General features: G+C 49.2%; 25 protein-coding genes and 1 pseudogene. 25 read left to right on the forward strand and 1 reads right to left on the reverse strand.

The window, feature by feature from the left end; translation table 11 throughout:
- Positions 1–12: 12 nt before the first annotated feature.
- Genes A7098_RS21070 through A7098_RS21110 form a run of 9 tightly spaced genes read left to right on the forward strand, consistent with a single transcriptional unit; the run spans position 13 to position 9,218 of the window.
- Positions 13–1,695 carry a PilN family type IVB pilus formation outer membrane protein gene (locus tag A7098_RS21070; RefSeq protein ID WP_000748143.1) on the forward strand — a complete coding sequence of 561 codons (1,683 nt, stop codon included), beginning with the start codon at positions 13–15 and terminating at the stop codon, positions 1,693–1,695.
- Positions 1,688–2,983 (forward strand): type 4b pilus protein PilO2, encoded by a 1,296-nt coding sequence (pilO2, locus tag A7098_RS21075; RefSeq protein ID WP_001545757.1) that lies wholly within the window; start codon positions 1,688–1,690, stop codon positions 2,981–2,983. The genes A7098_RS21070 and pilO2 overlap by 8 nt, the downstream gene beginning before the upstream one ends.
- On the forward strand, positions 2,970–3,422 hold the full coding sequence (pilP, locus tag A7098_RS21080; protein ID WP_001247331.1) for a type IV pilus biogenesis protein PilP: 453 nt from the start codon (positions 2,970–2,972) through the stop codon (positions 3,420–3,422). The genes pilO2 and pilP overlap by 14 nt, the downstream gene beginning before the upstream one ends.
- A 10-nt stretch (positions 3,423–3,432) precedes the next feature.
- A complete protein-coding gene (locus A7098_RS21085) occupies positions 3,433–4,986 on the forward strand; it encodes a GspE/PulE family protein (RefSeq protein ID WP_000362206.1) in 1,554 nt (517 codons plus the stop codon).
- Between the two features lie 12 nt (positions 4,987–4,998).
- On the forward strand, positions 4,999–6,084 hold the full coding sequence (locus tag A7098_RS21090) for a type II secretion system F family protein (RefSeq protein ID WP_001208802.1): 1,086 nt from the start codon (positions 4,999–5,001) through the stop codon (positions 6,082–6,084).
- A 16-nt stretch (positions 6,085–6,100) separates the two neighbouring features.
- Entirely contained in the window at positions 6,101–6,715 is a 615-nt protein-coding gene (locus A7098_RS21095; protein WP_000908226.1) for a type 4 pilus major pilin, read from the forward strand.
- A 9-nt stretch (positions 6,716–6,724) separates the two neighbouring features.
- Positions 6,725–7,285 carry a lytic transglycosylase domain-containing protein gene (locus A7098_RS21100; protein WP_000014005.1) on the forward strand — a complete coding sequence of 187 codons (561 nt, stop codon included), beginning with the start codon at positions 6,725–6,727 and terminating at the stop codon, positions 7,283–7,285.
- Positions 7,270–7,926: an A24 family peptidase gene (locus A7098_RS21105; RefSeq protein ID WP_001193549.1), complete on the forward strand. Its 657-nt coding sequence runs from the start codon at positions 7,270–7,272 to the stop codon at positions 7,924–7,926. The genes A7098_RS21100 and A7098_RS21105 overlap by 16 nt, the downstream gene beginning before the upstream one ends.
- Positions 7,926–9,218 carry a shufflon system plasmid conjugative transfer pilus tip adhesin PilV gene (locus A7098_RS21110; protein ID WP_001350014.1) on the forward strand — a complete coding sequence of 431 codons (1,293 nt, stop codon included), beginning with the start codon at positions 7,926–7,928 and terminating at the stop codon, positions 9,216–9,218. The genes A7098_RS21105 and A7098_RS21110 overlap by 1 nt, the downstream gene beginning before the upstream one ends.
- A 56-nt stretch (positions 9,219–9,274) precedes the next feature.
- On the opposite strand, the pseudogene A7098_RS21115 reads toward A7098_RS21110, so the two are convergent.
- Positions 9,275–9,400 (reverse strand): annotated as a pseudogene (locus A7098_RS21115) (RNA-guided endonuclease TnpB family protein); the annotation flags it as partial.
- 207 nt (positions 9,401–9,607) lie between these two features.
- Here A7098_RS21115 and traE point away from each other — a divergent pair.
- The 16 genes from traE (at position 9,608) to traR (ending at position 24,913) form a co-directional block, all read left to right on the forward strand.
- Positions 9,608–10,432 carry a conjugal transfer protein TraE gene (traE, locus tag A7098_RS21120; RefSeq protein WP_094249181.1) on the forward strand — a complete coding sequence of 275 codons (825 nt, stop codon included), beginning with the start codon at positions 9,608–9,610 and terminating at the stop codon, positions 10,430–10,432.
- 85 nt (positions 10,433–10,517) lie between these two features.
- Positions 10,518–11,720, forward strand: coding sequence for a conjugal transfer protein TraF (locus A7098_RS21125; RefSeq protein WP_000976348.1), 1,203 nt, complete (start codon positions 10,518–10,520; stop codon positions 11,718–11,720).
- Between the two features lie 59 nt (positions 11,721–11,779).
- The gene (locus A7098_RS21130) at positions 11,780–12,364 is read left to right on the forward strand and encodes a histidine phosphatase family protein (RefSeq protein WP_000977522.1); all 585 of its coding nucleotides are present in this window, start codon (positions 11,780–11,782) and stop codon (positions 12,362–12,364) included.
- Positions 12,365–12,758: 394 nt separating this feature from the next.
- Complete coding sequence (gene traH, locus A7098_RS21135; RefSeq protein ID WP_001079808.1) at positions 12,759–13,217, forward strand: IncI1-type conjugal transfer lipoprotein TraH; 459 nt, start codon at positions 12,759–12,761, stop codon at positions 13,215–13,217.
- On the forward strand, positions 13,214–14,032 hold the full coding sequence (gene traI / locus A7098_RS21140) for an IncI1-type conjugal transfer lipoprotein TraI (RefSeq protein WP_000646097.1): 819 nt from the start codon (positions 13,214–13,216) through the stop codon (positions 14,030–14,032). Before traH ends, traI begins: the two co-directional genes overlap by 4 nt.
- Positions 14,029–15,177: a plasmid transfer ATPase TraJ gene (gene traJ / locus A7098_RS21145; RefSeq protein WP_001024972.1), complete on the forward strand. Its 1,149-nt coding sequence runs from the start codon at positions 14,029–14,031 to the stop codon at positions 15,175–15,177. Before traI ends, traJ begins: the two co-directional genes overlap by 4 nt.
- Positions 15,174–15,464 (forward strand): conjugal transfer protein, encoded by a 291-nt coding sequence (locus A7098_RS21150; RefSeq protein ID WP_071791959.1) that lies wholly within the window; start codon positions 15,174–15,176, stop codon positions 15,462–15,464. The genes traJ and A7098_RS21150 overlap by 4 nt, the downstream gene beginning before the upstream one ends.
- 14 nt (positions 15,465–15,478) lie before the next feature.
- Entirely contained in the window at positions 15,479–16,030 is a 552-nt protein-coding gene (locus tag A7098_RS21155; protein WP_000014584.1) for a phospholipase D family protein, read from the forward strand.
- Positions 16,031–16,119: 89 nt separating this feature from the next.
- A complete protein-coding gene (locus tag A7098_RS21160) occupies positions 16,120–19,887 on the forward strand; it encodes an LPD7 domain-containing protein (RefSeq protein WP_105281385.1) in 3,768 nt (1,255 codons plus the stop codon).
- Between the two features lie 17 nt (positions 19,888–19,904).
- Entirely contained in the window at positions 19,905–20,252 is a 348-nt protein-coding gene (locus A7098_RS21165) for a conjugal transfer protein (protein ID WP_001055900.1), read from the forward strand.
- Positions 20,249–20,941, forward strand: coding sequence for a DotI/IcmL family type IV secretion protein (locus tag A7098_RS21170; protein ID WP_000138552.1), 693 nt, complete (start codon positions 20,249–20,251; stop codon positions 20,939–20,941). The genes A7098_RS21165 and A7098_RS21170 overlap by 4 nt, the downstream gene beginning before the upstream one ends.
- A 10-nt stretch (positions 20,942–20,951) precedes the next feature.
- A complete protein-coding gene (gene traN / locus A7098_RS21175) occupies positions 20,952–21,935 on the forward strand; it encodes an IncI1-type conjugal transfer protein TraN (protein WP_001191878.1) in 984 nt (327 codons plus the stop codon).
- Between the two features lie 2 nt (positions 21,936–21,937).
- Positions 21,938–23,227: a conjugal transfer protein TraO gene (gene traO / locus A7098_RS21180; protein ID WP_001271997.1), complete on the forward strand. Its 1,290-nt coding sequence runs from the start codon at positions 21,938–21,940 to the stop codon at positions 23,225–23,227.
- The gene (gene traP, locus A7098_RS21185; RefSeq protein ID WP_000801920.1) at positions 23,227–23,931 is read left to right on the forward strand and encodes an IncI1-type conjugal transfer protein TraP; all 705 of its coding nucleotides are present in this window, start codon (positions 23,227–23,229) and stop codon (positions 23,929–23,931) included. The genes traO and traP overlap by 1 nt, the downstream gene beginning before the upstream one ends.
- A complete protein-coding gene (gene traQ / locus A7098_RS21190) occupies positions 23,931–24,458 on the forward strand; it encodes a conjugal transfer protein TraQ (protein ID WP_001055569.1) in 528 nt (175 codons plus the stop codon). The genes traP and traQ overlap by 1 nt, the downstream gene beginning before the upstream one ends.
- A gap of 50 nt (positions 24,459–24,508) precedes the next feature.
- Complete coding sequence (gene traR, locus A7098_RS21195; protein ID WP_000086961.1) at positions 24,509–24,913, forward strand: IncI1-type conjugal transfer protein TraR; 405 nt, start codon at positions 24,509–24,511, stop codon at positions 24,911–24,913.
- Positions 24,914–24,940 lie beyond the last annotated feature (27 nt).

Below are 24,940 nucleotides of genomic sequence, written 5' to 3' on the forward strand. Positions count from 1 at the left end.
CTGGATATATTCATGAAAAAATCACACCAGCGTTCAATGAAGCTGGCGGTGCTCCCCTGCATGATCGCCGTCGCTCTTTCCATCTCCGGATGTACTTTCAGCGAAATCAACAAAATGCAGAAAAAAGCACAGGAAGACTCAGCACATGCACGGGAAAAGGTATCAGCCCTTTCGGCCCGTAAATCGCAGGCTCTTACCTGGCTCGATAATCAATGGATAAACCCTGTTCCGGTCGCTCAGGTATCAAGAGAGAAAAAACAAACAGCTCCAGCCTGCTACATCACGCAGGCAAGAAAAGGAGAGATCACTCTGCAGGAACTGGGGCAACGTATTACTGCCGTATGCGGCATCCCTGTGATCATCACGCCTGACGCAGCCAATTCAACTCTTGAAGGAGGCGCTACCCGCCAGATGACAGGAACACTACCAGCACCAGATGAAAATGGACGTCTACCGTTAAGCAGCCTGGGCAGCACAACAATGACTACCTCCACTCAGCCATTAACGCTGAATAACCTCATGTGGCAGGGAGATATCAATGGTCTTCTGGATCTGATGGCCAGCCGGAGTGGTCTGTACTGGCGCATGGATAATGGTCGGATTGTATTCTATCTGACTGAAACCAGAACGTATCCACTTCATATGCTGAACACCAAAACCAGCAGCAGTTCCAGTGTCAGCTCTGGCTCAACAAGCACAATGGGGGCAACAGGAGGCCAGGATAACTCAGCATCCGGTGATGCAACGTCCTCTCAGAGCACAACCGTTGGTCAGGAATACGATCTGTATGAAGATATCCGGAAAACTATTGAAGCAATGCTGACACCAGAAAAAGGCCGTTACTGGTTATCTGCATCGAGCTCAACGCTGACAGTCACTGATACTCCAGCTGTCCAGGAAGCCGTCGCACGATATGTAGACGAACAAAACAGTATTATGAACCGCCAGGTAGCCCTGAACGTACAGGTTCTGAGCGTCAGCAATACCAGAAACGAACAGTTCGGTCTGGACTGGAACCTTGTTTATAAATCGCTACATTCCGCCGGAGCAACGTTGAACAATGCAAGCGGAGATTTTACAGGCGCTACATCTGCAGGCGTATCAATTCTGGATACGGCAACAGGGAATGCCGCCAAATTCAGCGGTTCCAGCCTTCTGATTAAAGCACTGAGTGAACAAGGCGATGTCAGCGTTGTAACTTCACAAGAAAGCACTGTCACAAACCTGACGCCGGTACCTATCCAGATGGCAGATCAGACAGTTTACGTCGCCCAGTCAGCAACAACTACGACTACGGATGTAGGAGCAACAACAACATTAACACCGGGCATGATCACCACTGGATTCAATATGACCCTGCTGCCTTTAATTCAGAAAACAGGCAATCTCCAGTTGCAGATGAACTTTAATCTGTCTGATCCCCCAACTATCCGTAGCTTTACGTCAAAAGACGGAAACAGTTACATCGAAATGCCATATACCAAACTGCGTTCACTGAGCCAGAAGGTCAATCTGAAAGAAGGGCAATCACTTGTCGTTACTGGTTTCGATCAGAACAATACGACGACAAGTAAAGCCGGTACATTTACGCCAGCAAATCCATTATTTGGTGGTTCACAAACCGGGAAAAATGAACGCAGCACGCTTGTGATCATCATTACCCCGACTTTCCCGTCAGGAGGCAATAATGGCTGATGAAGATATCAACCCGGTAGTGCTTCTCGCAGATCCTAAAGTAAATCATCGCGTGTGGGCTGCCTGTCTTAAATGGACTCCTGTCGTAAAAAAACAGCGCGTCCCCTCACATCATAAACACAAGTCTCATGTAAAACCCAGACGGCTTACCTCCCTGAAAGTGACTGTAGGCAGCAGAAATTCCCGTGGAAAGATCAGCCGCCTTACCGGCACAGGAATACTGACCAGGCCAGAACGCAATCATTATTTTTCCCTGGCACTGGCTTTCTGCTCATGGGTCAGAAATGGATACGGTGTCTTCCGGTACAGCGATAAGGAGCTCTTATTCCTTGCTTCCATTAATGGCCAGCCTGCCGTTATGGCTGACTTATCAGGAAATGATGCCGATGTTGCCCAAAAGGTCAGCCTTTTTCTGGCGATGAACGAAGAGCCCCCCGAAAAATGGCAGGTTGTATCGTCTCTGGAACATCCTGATAACTGGGAAAGTATTATTACCCGGTTATCATCAGCAGACCTCCGCCGTTGCAAACTTACTGTCGGCAATCGCAGCAAATTCACACTGCCTGCCGTACTGTTTTTAGTAGCAGCCGGCGCAGGCACAGTATTCTGGATGACTCAGCCAGAGCCGGATGTCGGACCGACCGCCGAGGAGATAGCTGCACGGGCAAGATTACAGTTTAAAAAGCCCGAACCACCACCGGAGCTCCCGCATCCATGGGCGTCACAACCTGTAATCAGTGATTTTCTGAAAGCCTGCGCGGACCTTCGAAAACCATCACCGGTCGCGCTAGAAGGCTGGAAACTTACCGGTGGAACATGTACTCCCGAGACATTCACACTGATTTACGAACGACAGCCAGGAGGAACTATTGAAGGCTTTCTGGCAAGAAGCAAAGAAATCTTTAATGTTATTCCTGACTTTAACCTTAAAGATGGTGCACGCCTGGCTTCTGTAACCCGGCCACTGCCTTCCCTGCCCCGCAGGGATGAGGCAGTCCCTGCCCCCTCAGAACAACTGATGCGGGTGTTCACGTGGTTTCAGAAAAAACAGTTAACGCCGGCCATTAATGAAATAGCCATACCGGAACCATTACCAGGTAACGATGGTGAACCAGCCCCTGTTCAGAAATGGAAAGAATATCAGTTCAGTTTATCAACGCCTGTAAATCCTGATGAGTTGTTCCCTTTATTTCAGGATACCGGCGTTCGTCTGAGCAATATCCATTTTGAATTAAACGGCGGTACTTTCAGTTATTCCTCAGAAGGTCATATTTATGCGTCCAGGTAAATTACTCATTATTCCATCCATATTTTTCTTCTCTGGTTTTTCATTTGCAACAACACAACCTCTTGTCACAATAGGAGAACTTGAAGCACAACAAAACCGGAATATTCTTTTACAGGCAAAAGTTCAGGGCGCACAGCTACAGAAACAACTCGAAGAATCAGATGTTAATCTGTCATCTGAAACTGTTTCAGGTTTCTCTGGTATGACTGCCTCTTTGCCATCAGTTTCAGAGCAGCCGACATCTAAAAACAGAAAGGAATTGCCCGTTATTATGGAAATAAACGGCAAAGATAAACGTCTTCATGCCGTTCTTCGCATGGCTGATGGACGTCAGACAAGCGTCACCACTGGTAGCCAGCTTCCGGGTACATCCGTCACGGTGAAGTCGATCTCATTGTCTGGCGTCACGTTAAGTGATGGCACCACCCTTACTTTCTGAGTGATGTGATATGGACAAATATAATTTGAAGGATGCTCTCCTTTTTATATCCCGGGGAGACACCCATGAAATTCTCATCGAAACAAATCAGCGAACAAGACCTGACGTACAGAGTAATCTCCAGGAACTGCTAAACTTATACCCTGACATCATCCCAAAAGTAGTCTCGCTGTCTGAGTTACAGGAAGCCGGTCAGGATGATGAAAATAAAGGTCCGAAAGAACGGATTATTCATCTGAAAGATCTTGCAGATGTCAGTGAAAGTGAGAAGAAAGTTCTCTCCTATTTTGAAACGGCCAGAAAACTTGGTGCTTCAGATATTCATTTTTTAATTTCAGAGTCTATTTTCAAAGTTCGCATGAGAATATTCGGTGAACTGCAAACTGTAGATGAAGATCAACCTGCGTTGGGTTATTCACTTTGCGCAACAGCCATTCTGTCAATGGCTGATGTGACTGAAACCAGTTTCTTCCCTCAAAGGGAACAGGATGCGCGCCTGTCCCCACAATTAATGCGAAAAATAGGAATATTTGGTGCACGATACAGTCACAGACCTACGGGAGATGGTCTGATTGCAGTTATGCGCCTGATACCCGATGACGGAGACAAAGTTCCCACGTTTAAGCAACTGGGCTTTATACCGGAGCAAATCCGGTTGCTGAACGTCATGCTGCGCCGCCCGGAAGGGAAAATAGTTCTGTCTGGTCCAACAGGTTCAGGTAAATCAACAACGTTACGCAGTGCCTGCCGTGTATATCTTGACGATAATCAGGGGCGACACCTGCTGACGATCGAAGATCCGCTGGAAGGACAGATTCTGGGGGCAACACAAACCCCGATTATCTGTGACAAATCCGACGAAGAGGCCGTCAAACTGGCATGGAGTCGTGCTATTTCATCGGCAATGCGACTTGACCCCGATGCCATCATGGAAGGGGAAATGCGTGATCTTGTCTCGATGATGTCAACAACCTACGCGGCTCAGACCGGTCACATCGTTCTGACGACATTACATACAAACTCAGCTCTGGGTATACCGGAGCGGATGATTACGATGGGTATGAATGCCGATCTTATTTGCGATGCGCAATTACTGATTGGGATGATCAGCCAGCGTCTTGTACCAACTCTGTGTCCCTCCTGCCGTATTCCATGGGAAAAGCGAGTACCTGAACTTAGCGAAGACGACCGCGCTTACCTTGAGCGGCACTGCAATAAAGATTCACTCTGCAGTACAGATAATATCTGGTTCCGAAATCCTCACGGATGCTCCGACTGTAATCACGACGTAATTATTAACGGCAGAAAGCGCGGTGAAATAGGTAAAGGCCTCACCGGCAGGACCGTAATTGCTGAAGTGATAGAACCTGATAATCGCTTATTTCAGATTCTGAAAACACGCGGCAAAGTTGCAGCACGTAAATACTGGCTTGAAAACATGCATGGCATCAGTCGTGTGGAGCATCTGCTTCGCCGTATCAATGAAGGCCTGGTGGACCCTCTTGAAGCCGACAGAATCATCCCTCTGGACGAAGACGAACGCCTCAGCATCGATGATGCCTAACAGGAGAACAACATGCGTGAAATGAATTTCAGTCAACGGCTGAGACGTTTCATTGTCAGAAAAACGTTCAGCGCCCCCTACAGGGTGCAGTTTTACGAAGCTCTGCGTTTTCTGCTGGAAAATAAACAGCCATTAAAGACCGCACTGGAACAGATGCGGGATGCCTGGACAGACTTTGGACGAAAATGGCATCCCTTTGCTGAACTGGCCACAGACTGTATTGAGTCTCTTCGTGAAAACAGTGGCGAAAACTCTCTGGAATATACTCTTGGTTTATGGGTTCCCCAGGAAGAGGCTGCAGTAATCAGTGCCGGAATAAGAAGTGGTTCCATTGTGGATGCATTACAATTTGCCACCACACTTACAGATGCCAAAAAGCAACTCCATCAGGCCATATGGCAAATGGCTATTTACCCGGTGGGGTTGTTAATCATGATGACGGGGACATTATATGTTCTTAATACAGAGCTAATACCTGTACTGAGCAAAATAAGCTCCCCTGATTCATGGAGTGGTGCTCTTGGTTTTCTCTATGGATTATCTTTGTTTGTCGATAATTACGGCGCTATATGTGCCGTTCTTTTTGCAGTGGTCACAGGTGTAATATCATGGTCTCTGAAAAACTGGAAAAGCCGCTCTTTGGCTGACAATATAATGCCATGGAGTATTTATAAGGATATACAGGGGGCAGCATTCCTCCTGAATATGGCTGCACTTCTGAAAGCCAAAATGACAACGCTCAACTCACTGAACGTTCTTCAGGACTTTGCATCACCATGGTTAAGCACACGCCTTGACAGCATTATTTACCGCGTACGCCAGGGGGATCACCTTGGGCTGGCTTTGCGTCAGTGCGGTTATCAGTTCCCATCCAGGGAAGCAGCCAACTTCCTGTCTTTATTACAGGGAGATGGCGCAACGGAGCTAATCGGCAATTATGGCCAACGGTGGCTTGTACAAACGCTGGAGCGAGTAAAAAAACGAGCAGCTGTTGTGCGTTTAATTATGCTGATATTTCTTGTCATGTCACTCCTGTTACTGGTCATGGCCGTTGTAGACATTCAGTCTATTGGCGACAACAGTATGGGTAATCTTTAAATAAAACGAGGTATTTATGTTAATCCAAAATATTGATGTTAACGCTCTGAAGAAAAATGAGAAAGAAACGTCTCATGACAAAGGCTGGGGTATTATGGAACAGGGTGCAATAGCACTTGTTGTAATTATCGTACTTGCCCTTGTTTTTGGTGGATTGTATATGTTGCGTTCACGAACCGGTGTGGCAAATGAAAGTTCGAACATACAGACAATCATCACAAGTACTCAGGGGCTGCTAAAAGGTAGCGATGGATATACGTTTACCAGTGGAGCCAAAATGACGGGTGCTCTCATTCAGATGGGTGGCGTACCCAAGACTATGACAGTGCGTGGTACTCCATCATCAGGTACAGCAACGCTCTATAACTCATGGGGCGGTGCCGTAACTGTTGCTCCGGCTTCAACATCAGGTTTCAACAATGGTTTTACCGTCACCTATGAAAAAGTCCCACAGGATGCCTGTATCCAGATTGCCACACAAATCAGTCGTACTGGTTTAACTAACGGTATTACCCTGAACAGTACGACTCACAATGATGGAAAAGTCACTACTGAAGAAGCCAGTGCGCAATGCACAGCTGATAATGGCAGCACCGGTACAAACAAACTAATCTTCACCATCAATGGCTAAGGAGTTTTAATGTCCGGGGGTAAAGTGCCCCTCAGACTTATTTCATTAATCCTGCTTTGTTCTCTTATTTATCCCGCCCGAGCTTCATACATCGCCCCCAAACAAATCTGGACTAACAAGTGGGACAATTGCTTTGCCGCCGCCGGCGCACGCTATCAAATTGAACCATTATTGTTGAAGGCCATTTCTGCCGGGGAATCTTCATTGAAGCCGGGCGCAATTAACATAAATAAGGACAGAAAAACAGGCAAAGCCAGTAGTACGGATTATGGGTTGATGCAAATAAACTCAACCCATATTCCAAAGCTTATAAAGATGGGCGTAATCAAAAAGTCTGAGGATTTAATTACCAAACCATGTCTTAATATCCATATAGGAAGCTGGATACTGGCAAGACATTTTCAGATATGTGGCGTCAGCTGGAATTGCCTTGGATCATACAATGCCGGCTTCCGTAAGGACAGACATGAAACAAGAGAGCAATATGCTAATAAAGTATGGAGAATTTATCGTGACATGAAAGGGATATGCCTTCCCGGGCAGGGAGGCAGACAATGCAGACAATCGTAGGCATAAGTCTCTCCCCTGTTTATATCCTCCCATTGATGTTCATATTTTCCATTATTGGACGAACTCTGTTATTCAGAGTTCGTTATTTTTTATCTGATACAGAACATCTCTGGTATAAGACACACACTGCAGTTCTGTCAGGAATATGGCTATATAGTATAGCTGTGGCATTAATTATTTTATCGCCATCCCAACTTCTCTACCGTATTCATGCTGTTCTTATTCTTTCGTTCATGCTGCAAATGGCAGTAACGGATGCACTAACAGGCCTCTTACCTGGTACATTCACCAGGCGTTTTTTAATCGCTGGAATATTATCACAAATCACAACTGATATATGGTGGCTCCGTGCAACAGAAATTGTCTCTGCCGCAATTGTCTTATTCTGTCTGCATAAACTGGTTAACCGCCATCGTCTTAATATTGGCACAGGAGACCTGTGGCTTATTGCAGGTATTACCGCATGGTCAGGGCTATATAACGCCATATGGAGTGTGTTGCTGGGCGCAGGAGGATTTGTCTTATGGCATTCAACATGGTGCATAAAAGGACATAAAGAAGGCCCACTGGGTCCATGGCTGTGTCTTGGCCATGTCCTTTTGCTACTGGATAATCTTTATCAACCACTATGGGTAATCTGATGAAAAAATATGACCGAGGCTGGGCATCGCTGGAAATTGGCGCGGCTTTATTGATTGTTATGATCATAGTTGCCTGGGGTGCAGGCATATGGCAGGACTATTTAAAAACCAAAGGTTGGCAGGCTGAAGCTCGTCTTGTCAGCAACTGGGCCAGTGCAGCCCGCTCTTATATAGGGAAAAACTACACAACTCTCCAGGCCAGTAGTACCACAACAACCCCTGCCGTTATCACGACAACCATGCTGAAAAATACCGGCTTTTTGTCCAGCGGCTTTACTGAGACAAACAGCGAGGGGCAGCGGTTACAGGCATATGTAGTTCGAAACACCCAAAACCCGGAATTACTACAGGCAATGGTTGTATCCAGTGGTGGCACCCCTTATCCAGTGAAAGCACTTATCCAGATGGCTAAGGATATTACCACTGGTCTTGGTGGATATATCCAGGACGGCAAAACAGCCACAGGTGCATTACGTTCCTGGTCAGTAGCTTTAAGTAATTATGGTGCCAAAAGCGGCAACGGGCATATTGCCGTACTGTTATCGACAGATGAACTTAGTGGTGCAGCAGAGGACACTGATCGTCTTTACAGATTCCAGGTCAATGGTCGCCCTGACTTAAACAAAATGCACACGGCCATTGATATGGGATCAAATAACCTGAATAACGTTGGGGCAGTAAATGCCCAGACTGGTAATTTCAGCGGCAATGTGAATGGTGTAAATGGCACTTTCAGCGGTCAGGTAAAAGGCAATAGCGGAAACTTTGACGTAAATGTCACCGCTGGCGGTGATATCAGAAGTAATAATGGTTGGTTAATTACTCGTAACAGCAAAGGCTGGCTCAATGAAACTCACGGTGGCGGATTTTATATGTCCGACGGATCATGGGTTCGAAGTGTAAACAACAAGGGCATCTATACCGGCGGTCAGGTGAAAGGCGGTACTGTTCGTGCTGATGGTCGCCTTTATACTGGTGAATACTTACAACTGGAAAGAACTGCCGTTGCTGGCGCATCATGTTCGCCTAACGGCCTTGTAGGCCGCGATAATACAGGGGCAATACTTTCGTGCCAATCCGGTACGTGGAGGACAATAGGTGGAAAACTCAAAGTTACTCAGCTTTCCAACACAGGTTATCTGGGGCAATTCGACTTCTGTGCCATTGCCAGAATGGGCAACGCAGAGGATGCCCACTACTGCCAGGTAGTTGAGAGCCCAGCAGGTTCACGTAAATGGTACAAATACGAGCATAAGACAGGTTGTATTGCGTCGTGTGTAACGCTCAATTAAGTTTGATATCCAAATAGTGACTGCTCTCCGCCCTGTCGGGCGAGGCTTCCCACTTCTCAGGCCGCAACCGTCTGTGCGACGGATTTACGCTGGCCTCCATAGGCAGAGACGACGAGTCCCGCCGCCTTTAGTTCCAGTATTCCTTTTTGCCGGATGTTGAGTGCCGCATTGATATCGCGGTCGACGCCCCTGACTACATTATGATTTGCCCTCTGAACCCGGGCAGCACCTCGTTGTAAGCATCATTCAAAACACATACAGAAAGGCGAGTTGCAACAACTCGCCAAACACATTCGATCTGCATGATCGAAATTATTCGTTTCACCAGAAAAAACACCGAAGATACAATAACCACATGAGCTGAAAAGACTTTTTCAGTCGGAGGAACAATGAGACTGAATACGACCGGTATTGCGGCCCGAATGATGCTCTCGCTGGACAAAAAAGCAATCGGCGAAAAACTCATCAACGGTCGTCAGATAAACCCGACACCACTGCAGGTCCGTTACCCACAAGGGGTAAGAGAAGTTCTGGGGATAATGAGCGAACAATTAGCCATATCCACCGCTGATTTAACCCGAATCCTGCTTGAGGATGCTCTTCATAATATGTTTATGCCTGCGGATAACACCACAGGAAACATAATAAGCAGAATTGAATACATCATGCTGTCGCATGATATAAATGCGCCATTACTGGCAACATTGCTGTCGCCATGGAATATCCGCTCCACGGTAATACAGGACCCGGCCAGACTTGCAGACTATCTTTCAGTTGACGCTCTCGAACATCTTGCTGAATGTTTTAATCTCAATCCGGACTGGCTGAATGGCCATGAAAACTATCCGATAGCGTTGTCCGGTGAATGGCCAGATACTGCTCATAATTTCAGAATGCTTATTAATGATAGCAGCAACACTGAAGTTATTTTCTGGCATAGTTTCCCCTTCGCAGGAAACACGAAAAGAGAATATTGCGGGGTAATATTGAGACAGGAAAAAGAAATAAATGGCTCTGTAATATATCCGGCACTATCATTATCACCAACACTTCTGAACGATGAAAAAAGAAAATGGTTAACTGAATATACAACCAGGCAGAATACAACAATGTCTTTGCGACGCGTTACGTTGAGACCTGGCCTTGCCGGAAACCTTATTACAGGGCAAATACTACCTGTTAGCTTATTTAATATGTCTTTATTACCCTGGTAAATACCAGATAGTACCAAAGTAAAAATTTACGGCACATCCGTGTCATAGCGTTGTTTTGTCTAAATTCTGATAAACAGGAAATTAAATGATGAAGAAAAATCATATTACCCGCACCATCATTGCATCTGCTGTATTATTTTCCTTTAACGCTGCAGCAGCGACGTCATATTTTGAAGCGCGTAACGATGCAATGGGTGGCACCGGGGTAGCATCTTCCCATTATGGTGTGGCACCTCTGGCAAACCCGGCTTTACTGACAAAGCACAACAGCAATGATGATTTCAGCCTTCTTCTGCCGTCTGTTGGGGCACAAGTTGCTGATCCTGATGATGTATCAAATAAAGCTGATGATGTTAAAGATGACTGGGATTTGTTTGACAGTGCTGTAGATAACCAGCATGGCGTACAACAGGCAGCGGCAAATCTTAAACATCGTCTGCAGGAATTCCGCAATATCAATGCAGATGCTCAGGTAGGTGCATCAGCTGTAGCAGCCATGGCAAATGACACTCTGCCGTTTGCCCTTATGGTCAAGTCTTACGGAACAGTCAGCGTAAACGGAAAAGTAAACGATGCAGACCTGGATTATCTGGACAAAGTTGCCAATGGAACAATTACCGACGTCGATAAGAATGCCCTGACCTCACGCGCATTCGGGCGTGCAGCTGTAATTACCGACGTCGGAATTTCATTTGCCAAAGAACTGGAAACGGCCGGACAAAAATGGTCTCTTGGCGTCACACCAAAATATCAGCGTGTGGACCTGTTTAACTACAACGTAACGGTTCGTGATTACGACAAAGACGATTTTGACGGTGACAAGTACCACAACACGAAAAACGGATTCAACGCCGATATTGGTGCTTATACAGACCTGAATGACAACTGGACTGTCGGTCTTGTTGCCCAGAACATCATTCCACGCAGTATTGATACTAAAGTCGTCAATGGCTTTAAAGAAACCTTCAAAGTTCGTCCACAGGCAACCGCCGGTGTATCCTGGCATAATGACCTGTTTACCACTGCTCTTGACGTTGATCTGACTCCTGCCAGTGGCTTCACTTCTGACAGCAAACGTCAGTTTGCAAGTGTTGGTGCTGAATTTAACGCATGGAAATGGGCGCAATTGCGTGCCGGTTATCGTCAGAACATGGCATCAAACTCCGGAAGCGCCTTCACCGCTGGCGTTGGTATCTCTCCATTTGACGTCGTACATATCGATGTTTCCGGCCTGGTAGGAACTGACCACGATTACGGTGCAATGGCACAACTTCAGTTCACTTTCTGATTACTGTCCCCGCCCCCGGCACTAAACCCGGGGGTATTTTTATATTCAGTTTAAATAACATGATGAAACCACGTTCTTCTTATTCAAAAACAGCATTCATTCTTTTATTTTCTGTTTTCCTGGTAGCGGCAGTGACAAAAGCAAAAAGCTCGCTTCCCGATATCACCCTGGAACAGGCAAAAGAAATTAATGCTGATAACACCGTTATTTTCCTTTTCCGCCATGGAGAACGTTGCGACCGTTCAGATATGCCATGCTATTCGGATAAAAGCGGAATCACTATTACCGGTACAGAGAAAGCACAGCAGGAAGGTATTAAGTTCGCAACAATCTTCAGTGAATATGATATTTACTCCAGCAATGCGGTAAGAACCATACAAACTGCAAAATTCTTCTCCGGTAAAGAACCCGTCGTTATGGACAGTTTATCAGACTGCAATAATGATCTTTATAAGACGCTTGAATCAATCGCAAGAGAATCTCATAAAAGGAACATAGTAATAATGACACATAATCATTGTTTATCATTTCTGGCCAGAGATAGGCTCGGCAAGAAATTCAAACCGGCGTACCTTGATGCCCTGATCATGCATTACGATGGTACCCGGCTCATACTTGACGGAAAATACAACAAAGAGGCATAGAGGATATTTGAATTTACATAAATTCTGATATACTCAGTAAGATACAAGAGTGTACGGGCACATGTGCCTGTCTGAATTGCAGGTTATCCGGACGAGGGCCGGGAACTGTTTCAGGGACAAGCGCCGGTACGTTCGATTCATAAATCGTCGAGTCATCCATCATGGATCGATTCGGCGCGGAGCGTTAAAGATTACGCTCATATTCGTTTTATGTCTGACGACACATCAACCAGCCAGTATCAGGAATAATCACCTTCAGTAAACTATGAGGCTATTTACCTGGCCACACTGGCATTTATTTCCGGTAACGCAAGTATAGCCGGAAACAAACATCATCCTGTCTGTACCGGAGCACCGGTATATCCCATTCTGATTTAACTGCTCAGGAATTATTATGAACCGTATTATACCTGCGGGGTGTCTTGCCGCCCTTTTTCTGGCTGGCTGCAACTCCCCTTCTCAGCATACTCCTGTTCCGCGTAACTACGGTGCTGCCTCTGATGTGGCGGTTACCCGGCACACTCAGTACACATTATGGGACAAAGGTGTGTTTTCCGGCCAACTTCCGGTTTCAACGGGGTCTCATCTTCTGACAGCTAACAGCGATCGCCTTTCCTTTGACTGGGAAGGTGATGCAATTGAATTACTGAACGAACTGGCCAGAGTCAGGGGGATGCAGTTTAACTACAATGGTGTCCGCCTGCCGTTACCAGTCAACCTTCACGTCCGGGATATGACGTTTTCCAATACGTTGAGACTTATTGAAGCCCAGACAGCCTGGAGAGCAACAATCCATCAATATCCGGGCTTGTTACAGGTCAGCTTCATGCAGCCGGAGAACCGGAAAAAATGAAAGCACTCACCTCTCTCATTTTGCCAGTAATACTGCTTACTGGTTGTTCTTCTTCCCCCACCATCTCGCCAGGTGGTGTCAATACGCCACCACCTGACATTAATGCATGGCTTAAACCACGAAGTGAAAAGCCGGATAGTCTGTCAGAAACCCGCTGGAAAATGCTGACCGACGCAGGTAAAACGCTTGGATTTCGTGGTGGCAAGGCTCAGCGTTCATGGGAGCTGATTCAGGCACTCAACGCCCGGGAAAGCACACTTAATGCCTTATACGATTTCCGGCCACTGATTAGCCCGGAAGGCTGGCTACCACCGGTTATTGATGAAGCACAGGACGTAGCTCATATCACGCCAGATCAAATCCGGACCTCTTCCCGGGTCTGGACCATCATTCGCCCTGAACGCTTTGTCAGCAATCCACCGGGCTGGCGTGACTGGCTTCTCCGGGGGCTTTCAACAACAGCCACTCCGGGTACAGAAGGCAGCGTCGTTCCAGAAGACAGCGTGCAACGAAAAGTGTGGGAAACCGCATTACGGCAGGGATGGCAGGAAGGAAGACAAAACGCCGACCTGACGCTTGAAGCCAACCAGAAAACCCTCACCCGTGATTACCGGGGCATGATGCTGTACTCACTTCTCTGGCGTCAGGGCATGATCACCCGTCCGGATGTTTCTGATCAAATGCAAACCGTTACAGGTGACGGGAAAAAACTGGTCACTGGAGATCGTGTTCGTCGCCTTAAAAATCATGCGGAATTCAATCTTCAGAAATCTCACTGGCGTCCGCTTATAGGCACTGAAGGAGGCTCCCGATGAATATTCCTGATGAGTTTGGTCTTTTTCCGTTTCAGCGTTTCACTGCAGATGAACTACGGCATTTCTTTGTCTGGTGTGCCGCACATAAAGTCAGTGATGTGGATCTGACCGGCGGGTCACCTGTATCTGTCAGTCGCTTTGGCCGACGGGTGCGTTGTTCCAGTGCAACGTTACCAACCACACTCATGTCCTCCCTGATTGATGAACTGTTCGGTCGGGAAGTCATTCCCCGCGTTCTGGCAGGCAATCCGGTTGACAGGACGATACAGATTAACGGGGATGCATCCGGGCGCTATGGTCTTAAACGCGGAGAACGCATCCGGTTACGCTCTCACCTCATTCAGGGCACATCTGGTGCGGAGGAGAAAGCAATCTCAATAACCATGCGTGTCATCCCGACAGAAATACCGGACATTCTCTCCATGAACATTGAACCAGACCTGCTTGAAGCAATGGTCTGCAAAAGCGGTCTGGGATTTGTATGTGGTGAAACCGGGTCAGGAAAATCAACGCTGTGTTCAGCACTGTACCGTTACATTATGGACAATTTCCCCGACGCCAAAATCGTGACATATGAAGACCCGGTGGAATATATCCTGGGAAATGAAAACGATCTGCTCCCACCGCATCAGGCAGAAATCGGGCGTGATGTGGTCAGTTTTGCTGCCGGACTGCGTTCTGCTGTACGACGTAATCCCGAAATTATCGGTGTTGGTGAGATCAGGGATAACGAAACCGCCGACGCAGCGGTACAGGCAGGCAACACCGGACATTACTGCCTGAGCACCATGCATACGAAATCTCCTGGTGAAACGCTGGCACGTCTTCTTGGGCTGTTTCCCCCTGTCATCAGGGATTCGATGGCCTGGGCTGTCCTGTCACTGTTGCAGTTCATTCTGGTTCAGGTTCTGGTCAGAACAAATGACGGTGGTCGTAAAGCCGTCCGGGAATATATCGTCATTAACGATGAGCTTCGCGACAATCTTTCCGGAATGCCGCATGCAGAGTGGGGGCATCACATTGATGCCATAATCCGGCAGGAGAAGCGCCGTATCCGGGACCAGATTCTGGAAATGTATATCCGGAATGAAGTTGACCGAAGAGAAGCGATTCTTTTTATCCCGCCAGGGGAGTTACGGTCATGAAAAGAGAAGGTTTCTGGCGATATGCAACACCGCCAGTCAACATCCAGGGCGTACCTCTGCCGTTCACCATGATTTATCTGTTTATATGCCCCTTTCCCTCCAAAACAACCTTCTGGATTTGCACCGGCATCATTTTATTTTTCGTTATTCTCGACCGTTCAGGCTGGACTGTCAGGACTATCTGTACACGCATTTTCAGCATTCTGAGAGGGGCCATCGCCTCCAGTCGTCCATGGTGGTATCGCCACCATACGGAATCACCACGAGACTGGACTGGCCTCGATTAAATTCTGGAGTCTTTATGTCAGGTAAAAAAACTATCGTTACTCTGCTCCGGGTATCGCTACTGGCATGCCCGTTACTGTTCACGACACCATCGTTTGCAATGATCGACACGCCATCCGTGAAGGTCGGCTTTTCTCCTGAAGGAAGCGCATCCGCTCTGGTGCTTGACACAATCAACAGTGCGGAAAGCTCCATCAGGATGATGGCATATTCCTTCACCGACCCGGATGTAATGCATGCGCTGGCAAAAGCGAAAAAACGCGGAGTGGATGTCCGTATTGTTGTTGATGACAAGGGGAATACGAACCGGGCAAGTCAGGAAGCGATGAAATATATCAACCTGCTGGACATTCCTCTCCGGACTGTAGATGCCTTCCCCATCCATCACGACAAAGTCATCATTGTTGACGGAAACACGGTTGAAACCGGCTCCTATAACTTCTCTCGTGCTGCTGCACGCAAGAATTCAGAGAATGTCGTTGTGCTTAAGAATATGCCGGATGTAGCCGCACAATATCTTGAACACTGGCAGGATCGCTGGAATAAGGGTACAGACTGGAGACCCTGACAAACATTTCTCCCCCGATTTTCTATCCCCCCAGCCACCCCCGGCTTCCGGCGGTGGTTTTTTTCCGTCTTTTTTCAGGAGAAGCACTCATGCCGTCTGTATCCCGCTACCGCACCTGGCTTGCCGTGCCTGCAGATGAAATAGAAGATCTCAAAAAAGCACATCCCCCGATGAACGGGCACACGCCCGTCCTCTGGGATAAAGAGCACAAACTCTGGTTTGCCCGCCCGGGGGCGGACCTGTCCATGCTGGACCGCTGGCTGCCCCGACCGCAGGAAGTCTCCATGAACGGCAGTGATCCGGTCACCGAGTTTGCCCAGGTACTGGAAAATGCCGGACTGGTTCTGAAAGAACTGCCGGCCATGGACGGTAAAATCCACCGGGTTCCGACCACCGATGACAAAAACGGGCAAAAAAGTGGCGCATATCGCGGCTTCCTGGACGGCAGACCTGCCGGCTGGTACAGGGATTATCGCAGCGCGGATGATTCGCCGGTCAACTGGACCTTCTCCGGCGGAGAGCAGACAGATCCCCGCGCAAGGCTTCACCTGAAAGCGCATTCGCTGCAACGCAGGGAGGACGCTGAGCGGGAACTGAAAGCACAGTACAACCGACAGGCTGCTTATGCCCGCCGCTATGTCAACAAATGGCCGCAGGCCACGGCACATGAATACCTGACCCGGAAAGGCATTCAGGCTGCGCCGGGGGTGCGAATAAACGACAAAAATGAGCTCGTTATTCCTTTCCGCAACCGTAACGGCGCAATACGCTCCTACCAGCGCATTCCGGTCACCGGCGGGAAGGATGCCCGCATCCTGAAAGATTCCGAGAAAACCGGTAACTGGTTTGCGCTGGGTACACCGCGCAACGGCCAGCCGGTGCTGTTTGCCGAGGGCTATGCCACTGCCGCCTCCCTGCACGAAGCCACAGGCCTTCCGGTGCTGATGACAGTGGATGCGGGCAACATGATTGCCGTGGCCGAAGATGCCCGGCAAAAATGGAAGCAAAGCCCCTTTATCTTCTGTGCCGACAACGATCATGCACGCCAGGTTAACAAAGGTATCGTCAGTGCAACAAAAGCCGCAGAACTGACAGGAGGATCGGTCATCTTTCCTGCGTTCACCGATGCCGAAAAAGCGCAGGGACTGACCGATTTCAATGACCTGGACGCCAGCCGGGGACGGGCCGCTTTTCAGCATGTCATCAACGCCCAGTTAGAACATATCGGGTTTTCCACCCCCAACAGTAACACCCCGGAAATCCGGGAGGCACTGGTGATCGGCAACCTCGTTTTTACACCGGTCCACACTGAGGAAAAAACCATGACTCCGACAGAATATCCTGAAACATCACCCGATACAGGGCACAGCCATGACCAGGGACCTTCTCTGCCGTCCGCCACGCAGCAGGAACAACCAACTGCTTCCAGCAGTAACATTGCTGATGAAACACTGTCATTTACCAGTCACGCCACTGAAAATAACGGCAAAGATGAGCGGCACCCTGATAACGTTCAGGCGCAAACGGAAAGCTCTGTAGTTCAGGACTCCCCTGCAGAATCACCGGCATCCCCGGAAAGTACAACGGCGTCTGCCCCTGATGAACCCGCTCATCCGGCGGAACCTCCGGAAAAAGTTGTCTCTGTGGCCACAGATAAAGACTGGCGTGAATTTGAAGCCGAACTGTCACAACCGGAAAAAAACGAGTTACAACAGGAGTCCGGCACTTCACCAGAAATACCGGCCCCTGCTGCTGCCCCCGCCGCCCCTGAAGACAGCCCCTCATCTGAAACCATGAATGAATCAGCCGAACCATCACCTTCCCCTGATGCAGTCAAAGAGGAAATGACCGTGATGACGGAGCCTGATGACAAACAAAGCACCGGAATATCCCCGGATACTCCCCGGGAAGAGGCGGTCAGCCATGTAACTGAAGACATTCCCCTTCAGCCAGAGCCGTTCCTTCCTGAGTCAGATGGCCCTGAAGAATACGAAGACTACAGCGCATATCAGGAGCTGATGAACAATGAAAATCCTGAGCATCTGCAGGAAAACAGTGATATGCCGTCGCAACCGGACACAGGCCCCGTTCAGGCAGATGAGTCAGAACTTCAGGCCACAACAGCCACTATAGAACCGGCTGTCCGGGATGAACCCACTCCGCAGCAACCTGTTCAGAGCACATCACCTTCTGATAATACTTCATCGTTTCTCGACAAAGCGCGTGGCCTTTTTACGCGTAAAAAAACGGATTCACAGGCGCATGAGAACAGTGATCCCACGCCCTCAGCGGAAACCACGACGACTCCACCGATACCTGACAGTATTGTCTACGCCCCGGAACGTTCTGATGCACCGATATCGCTCAACATGGACGAAATTCTTAAAGAGCTTGACTGGGAAAAACGAGCAGACAGAACCGTCCTGTACAAACTGGATGGCAAACCTGCCTTCATTGACCGGGTAAACCGGCTGGAAATGGTCAACGGTGCCAGCAATGACGATCGCAGCGTTCTGGCCGCACTTGCTGTGGCCACCAAATTTTATGGGGGCGTCATAGAGCTGACGGGCAGTGATGCCTTTAAGCAAAAAGCAATGCAGTTGATTATCGAGCACAACATCGATGTCCGGATGAAATTGCCAGATCAACGGGCTGAACTAGAAAAATTACGCAAGGAAATGGCTGTCAGTAAGGATGCAGTTGTCACCCATCAGCCAACACCGGAACTTAACCGGAATACCCCAGAACAACCGGCTGTCCCTGACCCCGTTCAGGAAAAAGAAGCCACACAATCCCCGGCGTCCCCAGTAGCCCCTGAAGCATCAACCGTCAGCACCGCCTCTGCACCATCACCGGCTGAACCAGGCAAAACGGCAGATGTGGCACCAGACGAAGAACCACCAGGAAAACTTCGCCCGGGAGAGAGCGTGACTGCCGTACTGCACAATTTTGGTCGTGCTGAATATGCACCCGGCAAAGGAGAGAGTTTCTTTGTTGAGCTTAAAAACCGCAGTGGCAGCAAACTCTACTGGGGGGAACAACTGGAAAGTCTGGTCAAAAACCATCAGAAAGGTGACGTGGTGACACTGACACTTCAGAACCGCGAACAATTCATCCTCCCGGGAGAGCAAAAAGCACGTTTCCGGAATAAGTGGTCCATGGAGTCAGTTACCAACGGGATCTCGGTATCACATGATAATCCGGATAAAGGTCAGCGTATTCAGGCGATTCCGGTCGAAACCTTTATGAAAGTGGCTGCGCAAATCAGCCAGGGGTGGCCCGAAGAGATGAAAGCGTTACGTATGCCAGAAAACGTCGGCTCACATCTGTTTATCGGTGAAGACCGACATCCGGTCTCCGCGCCACAGAACGCAAATCAGGTAACAGAAATAACCAGCGCAGCCCCTGACAAGCTGACACCTGTTCTGGGATCAGTGGATAAGGATACGCGTGAACTCAACCTGCTACTTGTCCAGAGTGCCGATGAACATCTGCAGGGTGTGGTCCGGCTGAACGGCACATTGTATCCGGCACTGGCCACCCCATCAGCCGACAACAGTCAGCTGGTTATCAATGCGCTGACCGACAAAGGTTTACGCTTTGCAGGTTATGGTGAAGCGGTAAACCACGATGCTGACAGCACGAATCGCCCTGCACCGGAGCTTATGCAGTTTCATCTGAAAACCCGGGAAGAACCGCTTTTTGCTGCTGTCTACACGCCGGAAAAACAACCTGATGCGTTGTACCGGAACCTGGGCTTCGAGCAGTCATGGCAGCAGTGGTCCAACAGCCAAAAGCCGGAGGACAGGCAGGAAAAAACTCTGCATCAGGATCTCTCCCACAGCCCCGGCCGATGAGCCGGTAAGGAAGCCATATGAACATGCATAAGTCTCTGGTTGCCGTGCTCGGCCTTATCCTGATTTCATCCACGGCAAGTGCTGCAACCTGTCGTGCGGGTAGCGCGGCACAGGCCGGTAGTAATACAGGATATGAGCGAGCACGTGCAGCTGCGGATGCATGGTCACAACGTGAAAACGATGTTTCCTCATCCCTGCAGTCCTGTCTGTCACGAATCAAAAAAATCAGCATAAACCTCCCCCAGTTCCCCAGCCTTGACGACATTCTGTCGCAGCTGGAAAACCAGGTCTGCGACGCGGTCGTGGACAAGGTGAATGAAAAGCTGCCGGGGAATATTGATCCCTGGAAGGACTACAACCTATGACCGAAAATACCGAGCCATCCTCGCCATCACATCCGGCACCTGACCCGGAAATACTGAAGAGCACAATCAGGGCTATGAAGCAGTCAGAACAGCGGGCAAATAATGTCCCTGCGCTGATAAAAGCGCTTTTATGTACGGGCACATGTCTTCTTATCAGTATTACTGGTAACGCCATTCAGTACTGGCACTCAACGAATGTGGAGCGCGAATATTTCGCTACAGACAATGGTCGTCTGGTCAGGCTGGCACCAACAAGTCAGCCAGCATGGAGTCAGAATGATGCAATGGCCTTTGGCAGCCAGGCACTGGCGACCGCATTCAACCTGGATTTTGTGCACTATCGTTCACAGATCTCCTCCCTGTCTCCGCGTTTTTCTGACGAAGGTTTTGTCGGATATGTGAATGCATTACAGGCATCTAACATTCTGGAGACGATCAAGAAAGAGAAGATGAATCTGACCGCCACGACAGGTGCTGGCGTTCTGGTACGACAGGGACAAATGTCCGACGGCGTATGGTTCTGGACATTCCAGTATCCTGTCCGTATGCGTCTGGTCGGCCAGACAACCAGCAAGCCAGAACAGTCTTTTGTTTTCGAAATCACCATCCAGCGTGTTGACCCCAGACTGAAACCATCCGGTATGGAAATCCGGCAGATGATCTCCCGTAACGCCGGACCGAACTCCTGAGATAAGTAATATGCAATCACGTTATTTACTGAGCACACTGCTCCTGGTGTGCAGCGCCGCCACGTCTGCAGATAACGCAGGATGGCAGAACGCACGCACACCACAAACGACAAATTCTGCCAGCGATCACGTTCAGAACGCCTCCCAAAACACCGGAGGTGTTCCGGCAACACTGGTAAAAGGTGAGCTGCCTGCCCCCGGGCAGGCCAGCCCGCTGGTACAGGATGCGGCAAGGCTTGATTCTGAGCTCTCCGCCGATGAGATTCGCTCACTACGCAGTCTCATGGCGGATAACGAGCGGGCCATCAATGCGCCCATCACCAGTGTTGTACCCCGTATCAGCTCTCTGACAGTTAATCTGTCCCCCGGTGCCAGCCTTCCTCTTGTTCGCACAGCCATGAACAACCTGAGCGTGGTGACATTTACCGATATCAACGGTTCACCATGGCCACAATCCGATCCTCCTTATAACGCGGCACCAAAACTCTTTGATGTGCAGTACAACGAGAACATGGTGACAATCACACCATTGCGGCCATGGGCATCCGGAAATATTTCTGTCTACCTGAAAGGTCTGTCGGTACCGGTCATCCTGAACGTAACCAGTGGCGAAACAGATACGCCGTCATCCAGTCAGGAAATGGACAGTCGTCTGGATCTGCGAATACCACGGCAGGGACCAACCAGCCCGGTTGTCTCCATCCCGACGGATAAGATCGCCCTGCATGATGCAACATTACAGGCATTTCTGGATGGTATTCCTCCCCGGGACCCTTCAGTTAAGAGGCTGAAATTCACAGGTAATGTCCCGGATACAACGATCTGGCAACACGGCGATGACCTTCTGGTTCGTTCCCGGGCGATGTTGCGCGATGAATTTGAACAGACCTTGTCCTCTGCCGACGGAACTCATCTCTGGAAACTTCCCGTCACCCCACTACTGACTTTCTCTGTGAATGGCCAGTCCATTCACGTGACACCAGAACTGGAGTAATCATGAGTGCTGAACAGGATGCCGGTAAATCCGGAAAGAAACTGGCTGCCCTGCTTGGACTGGGCAGCATCATCTTATTTGGCGGCGGCTATATCGCGTTTTCCAAACTATCAGGGAGTAACAGCGATATGCAGTCAGCCGTGAACATTAACAGTGCAGCAAGCGGCGGAACGCGCAGCGTTACCGAAACGCCTCACTATCGTGAACTGTTAAGAGCGGATAATGAACGAGGGGCCGCAGCTGCAGCCCGCAATAATCAGACGTTCATTGCCAGTCTTCCACAGGGGCTTGATATTCCGGACACTCAGGAAAAGCAACAACAGCCTGCAGCAAAACCGGAAAACTATGCTCATCGCCAGGCTTCCGGCACACCACAGGAGGATCGAGCAGCCAGTGAAAAACGTATGGAGCGGCTGCAAAAGCTGATTGTAAGAATAAAAGATCAGCATCCTGCCGGTAGTACACCAACCATAGCAACGACTATGTGGAATAAATCTCCGGCAGAAACAACAGGGCAGAATGGTACGCAGCAATTCGCATTAAAGAATGCCAGCCTGTCCACGCCTGTAGCAGAAAAAGGGATACAACTGATACCTGCTCTGACCCGTATACCGGCATATATTGATACTGCAGTGGATTCTGATAACCCGTCATCCAAGGTTATCGCAACCATTCCCGCTGGCCCCTGGGCAGGGGCAACGCTGTTCAGTCCGGGAGTCAAACTGGTGGGTAACGGCGTGGAGATCCATTTCGACCGGATGAGCTGGAACGGCATGGACCTTAAGGTCAATGCATATGCTCAACGGGAAGACAACCTGATGTCATCCGTGGCCAGCAATGTGAATACACGCTGGTTTAAACATATCATTCTGCCGTCAGTGTTAGGAGGTGTGGGCAGTATTGGCACACTTTATAAAGATGCCAACACGCAGGTTATTCAGGGTAACTATGGCACGGTTACCGGACGCGTGGGAATGCCCAGTGGTGAAGCTGTTGCGGGCGTTATTGCCGGTGGTATGGCGGAAAGAGGAAGTCAGATATTAACCCGCCAGGCAGAAAGTGAGCCCTATAAACAGGTAGAAGTGTATCAGCATGAAGTCGTATCAATTCTGTTTGTTGACCCGGTAATGACAAACGACGCCAGGTCATCTTCCCTTTCCAGTGGCATTTCCCCTTCAGTTAATCGTACATCACAGGCGGAACAACGCTCGCAGGCACGAATGCAGACAGCCATGGAGCAAAGAAAAGCTGTGATGCAACGTCGGTATGATGAACAACCGGAGACACCATAATGAAACCTGAAACAGAAATAGATGAAACCGGCAGCTTCGGTGAACCCGAAGAGAAACCCGCCCCCTTCTGGAAACGTTCCGTCTGGGGGATATCTGTAGCAACATGGGGGCTATGTGCAGTCGTGTTGCTCGCAGCCATATGGTATCTGTTCCTGAGAGCGCCATCGGAAACAGGCATGCCTCCGTTTAATGATGCGGATGCTGGCGTACAGACCTGGCAAACCACACAAGAATCATCACCTTCCGTTCAGTCCACTGAGACTATGACTGTCCGGACAGGAGAAGATATGAGCCAGCTTGCCCGGGATGTAAAAACAGAGCTGGATAACCGCGATGAAAAAATTCAGGCAACACTGAATATGCTTCACGACAGCATTAACAAGCTGGGCGAAGCTATAAAAAAGGATGAAGAATACGCACAGGAAACACGCCGTCAGCTGGATGATATCCGGAGCCGCCTGAACGGAATAATGACACAGAAAAGCGTCACTGAATCCTCTTCCACACCGCATCCAGCAAAGAAAAAAACGTCGTCTGTACTTAACGGAATGAAAATCATGTCGATGGAAACTGGTATGGCCTGGATTCGCTGGCAGGGTAGTACCTGGGCTGTCAGAGAAGGTCAGACGCTGGGCAATGTGGTGATCCAGCGGATTGATCCGACTACCCGGACCATCATCACCAGTGCAGGGACGTTACGCTGATGAACATGGATGCCCTGACCGCCATTGAGAACTTTGCCAGCAGTATTTTCAGTGCCGGAATGGATTTCCTGTTTACCTGGGGAGAATTCATCGGGGTGATCAGCATGATTACCCTGTTTGCCCGCGCCCGTTCAGCCGGTCCGGTAAAAATGTCTCCCGGAAAATTTATTGCGGGGATGTTAACCAGCTGCATGCTCGTATCACTCCCGGCAATGATTAACGCCGGAGGCGTACAAATGGGATTCAGGGCTGACTCATTTGGCCCGATTGCATATGTACAACCTCAGACGTTTGGCGCTGCTGCTGGCGCAGCAAATGCAGTTCTGTCGCTGGCCAAGCTGGCCGGTGTTGGATTTGTAATGAACGGGATATCCATCTGGCGCAAGGCCGGACTCGATGGACATACCGCACTGAGTGCCAGTGAATCCGTCAGTAAGGGAAACGTCAAATTTATTGCCGGCGTCCTGCTGGTCTTTATCGATCGTGTCCTCAATGCCCTGCTGGCAAGCATTGGAATCGTCTTCTGATTTTTTTCACCTTCATATAAACCACTGATATATCCATTTAAGGAGAAACTATGTCACGTATTCGTGTCGTAGCGGCCCGTCTGTACGCCGCATTTATCCACGCACAACTGTTTGTAATGTCATGCCGGAGCAAACTGACTAAGTTCCTGCTGCTCATTCCCATGATGTTGCTGCCCAAAGCCGTTCTTGCCGATGGAGATCTTGCCGATATGGTTCGCAATGTCGAACAAGGTGCCAAAACAGCACAGTCATCATCACTGACTATTGCGCAGTTCATCGGCGTAATTCTGTTTCTCGGGGGCCTGATTGGCCTGAAAAAAGTTGGGAAACAAGGGGGGATGGGACTGGCTAGTTGCATTGTATCTATCGTCATTGGGGCGGTACTTGTCGCCGGACCTGAAATGATGAGTCGCAGCCAGAAACAGTTGGGGATTTCCACAATTTCCATTGGCTAATCTTGTCCAGGGCACTGGCATTTATCC

The sequence above is a fragment of the Escherichia sp. MOD1-EC7011 genome (assembly GCF_002965005.1).
Classification (GTDB): domain Bacteria; phylum Pseudomonadota; class Gammaproteobacteria; order Enterobacterales; family Enterobacteriaceae; genus Escherichia; species Escherichia ruysiae.

Excerpts from the sequence above, each read along its gene's own strand:
- A7098_RS21070 (WP_000748143.1), top strand. The coding sequence starts at position 13 with ATGAAAAAATCACACCAGCGTTCAATGAAGCTGGCGGTGCTCCCCTGC.
- pilO2 (WP_001545757.1), top strand. The coding sequence starts at position 1,688 with ATGGCTGATGAAGATATCAACCCGGTAGTGCTTCTCGCAGATCCTAAA.
- pilP (WP_001247331.1), top strand. The coding sequence starts at position 2,970 with ATGCGTCCAGGTAAATTACTCATTATTCCATCCATATTTTTCTTCTCT.
- A7098_RS21085 (WP_000362206.1), top strand. The coding sequence starts at position 3,433 with ATGGACAAATATAATTTGAAGGATGCTCTCCTTTTTATATCCCGGGGA.
- A7098_RS21090 (WP_001208802.1), top strand. The coding sequence starts at position 4,999 with ATGCGTGAAATGAATTTCAGTCAACGGCTGAGACGTTTCATTGTCAGA.
- A7098_RS21095 (WP_000908226.1), top strand. The coding sequence starts at position 6,101 with ATGTTAATCCAAAATATTGATGTTAACGCTCTGAAGAAAAATGAGAAA.
- A7098_RS21100 (WP_000014005.1), top strand. The coding sequence starts at position 6,725 with ATGTCCGGGGGTAAAGTGCCCCTCAGACTTATTTCATTAATCCTGCTT.
- A7098_RS21105 (WP_001193549.1), top strand. The coding sequence starts at position 7,270 with ATGCAGACAATCGTAGGCATAAGTCTCTCCCCTGTTTATATCCTCCCA.
- A7098_RS21110 (WP_001350014.1), top strand. The coding sequence starts at position 7,926 with ATGAAAAAATATGACCGAGGCTGGGCATCGCTGGAAATTGGCGCGGCT.
- traE (WP_094249181.1), top strand. The coding sequence starts at position 9,608 with ATGAGACTGAATACGACCGGTATTGCGGCCCGAATGATGCTCTCGCTG.
- A7098_RS21125 (WP_000976348.1), top strand. The coding sequence starts at position 10,518 with ATGATGAAGAAAAATCATATTACCCGCACCATCATTGCATCTGCTGTA.
- A7098_RS21130 (WP_000977522.1), top strand. The coding sequence starts at position 11,780 with ATGATGAAACCACGTTCTTCTTATTCAAAAACAGCATTCATTCTTTTA.
- traH (WP_001079808.1), top strand. The coding sequence starts at position 12,759 with ATGAACCGTATTATACCTGCGGGGTGTCTTGCCGCCCTTTTTCTGGCT.
- traI (WP_000646097.1), top strand. The coding sequence starts at position 13,214 with ATGAAAGCACTCACCTCTCTCATTTTGCCAGTAATACTGCTTACTGGT.
- traJ (WP_001024972.1), top strand. The coding sequence starts at position 14,029 with ATGAATATTCCTGATGAGTTTGGTCTTTTTCCGTTTCAGCGTTTCACT.
- A7098_RS21150 (WP_071791959.1), top strand. The coding sequence starts at position 15,174 with ATGAAAAGAGAAGGTTTCTGGCGATATGCAACACCGCCAGTCAACATC.
- A7098_RS21155 (WP_000014584.1), top strand. The coding sequence starts at position 15,479 with ATGTCAGGTAAAAAAACTATCGTTACTCTGCTCCGGGTATCGCTACTG.
- A7098_RS21160 (WP_105281385.1), top strand. The coding sequence starts at position 16,120 with ATGCCGTCTGTATCCCGCTACCGCACCTGGCTTGCCGTGCCTGCAGAT.
- A7098_RS21165 (WP_001055900.1), top strand. The coding sequence starts at position 19,905 with ATGAACATGCATAAGTCTCTGGTTGCCGTGCTCGGCCTTATCCTGATT.
- A7098_RS21170 (WP_000138552.1), top strand. The coding sequence starts at position 20,249 with ATGACCGAAAATACCGAGCCATCCTCGCCATCACATCCGGCACCTGAC.
- traN (WP_001191878.1), top strand. The coding sequence starts at position 20,952 with ATGCAATCACGTTATTTACTGAGCACACTGCTCCTGGTGTGCAGCGCC.
- traO (WP_001271997.1), top strand. The coding sequence starts at position 21,938 with ATGAGTGCTGAACAGGATGCCGGTAAATCCGGAAAGAAACTGGCTGCC.
- traP (WP_000801920.1), top strand. The coding sequence starts at position 23,227 with ATGAAACCTGAAACAGAAATAGATGAAACCGGCAGCTTCGGTGAACCC.
- traQ (WP_001055569.1), top strand. The coding sequence starts at position 23,931 with ATGAACATGGATGCCCTGACCGCCATTGAGAACTTTGCCAGCAGTATT.
- traR (WP_000086961.1), top strand. The coding sequence starts at position 24,509 with ATGTCACGTATTCGTGTCGTAGCGGCCCGTCTGTACGCCGCATTTATC.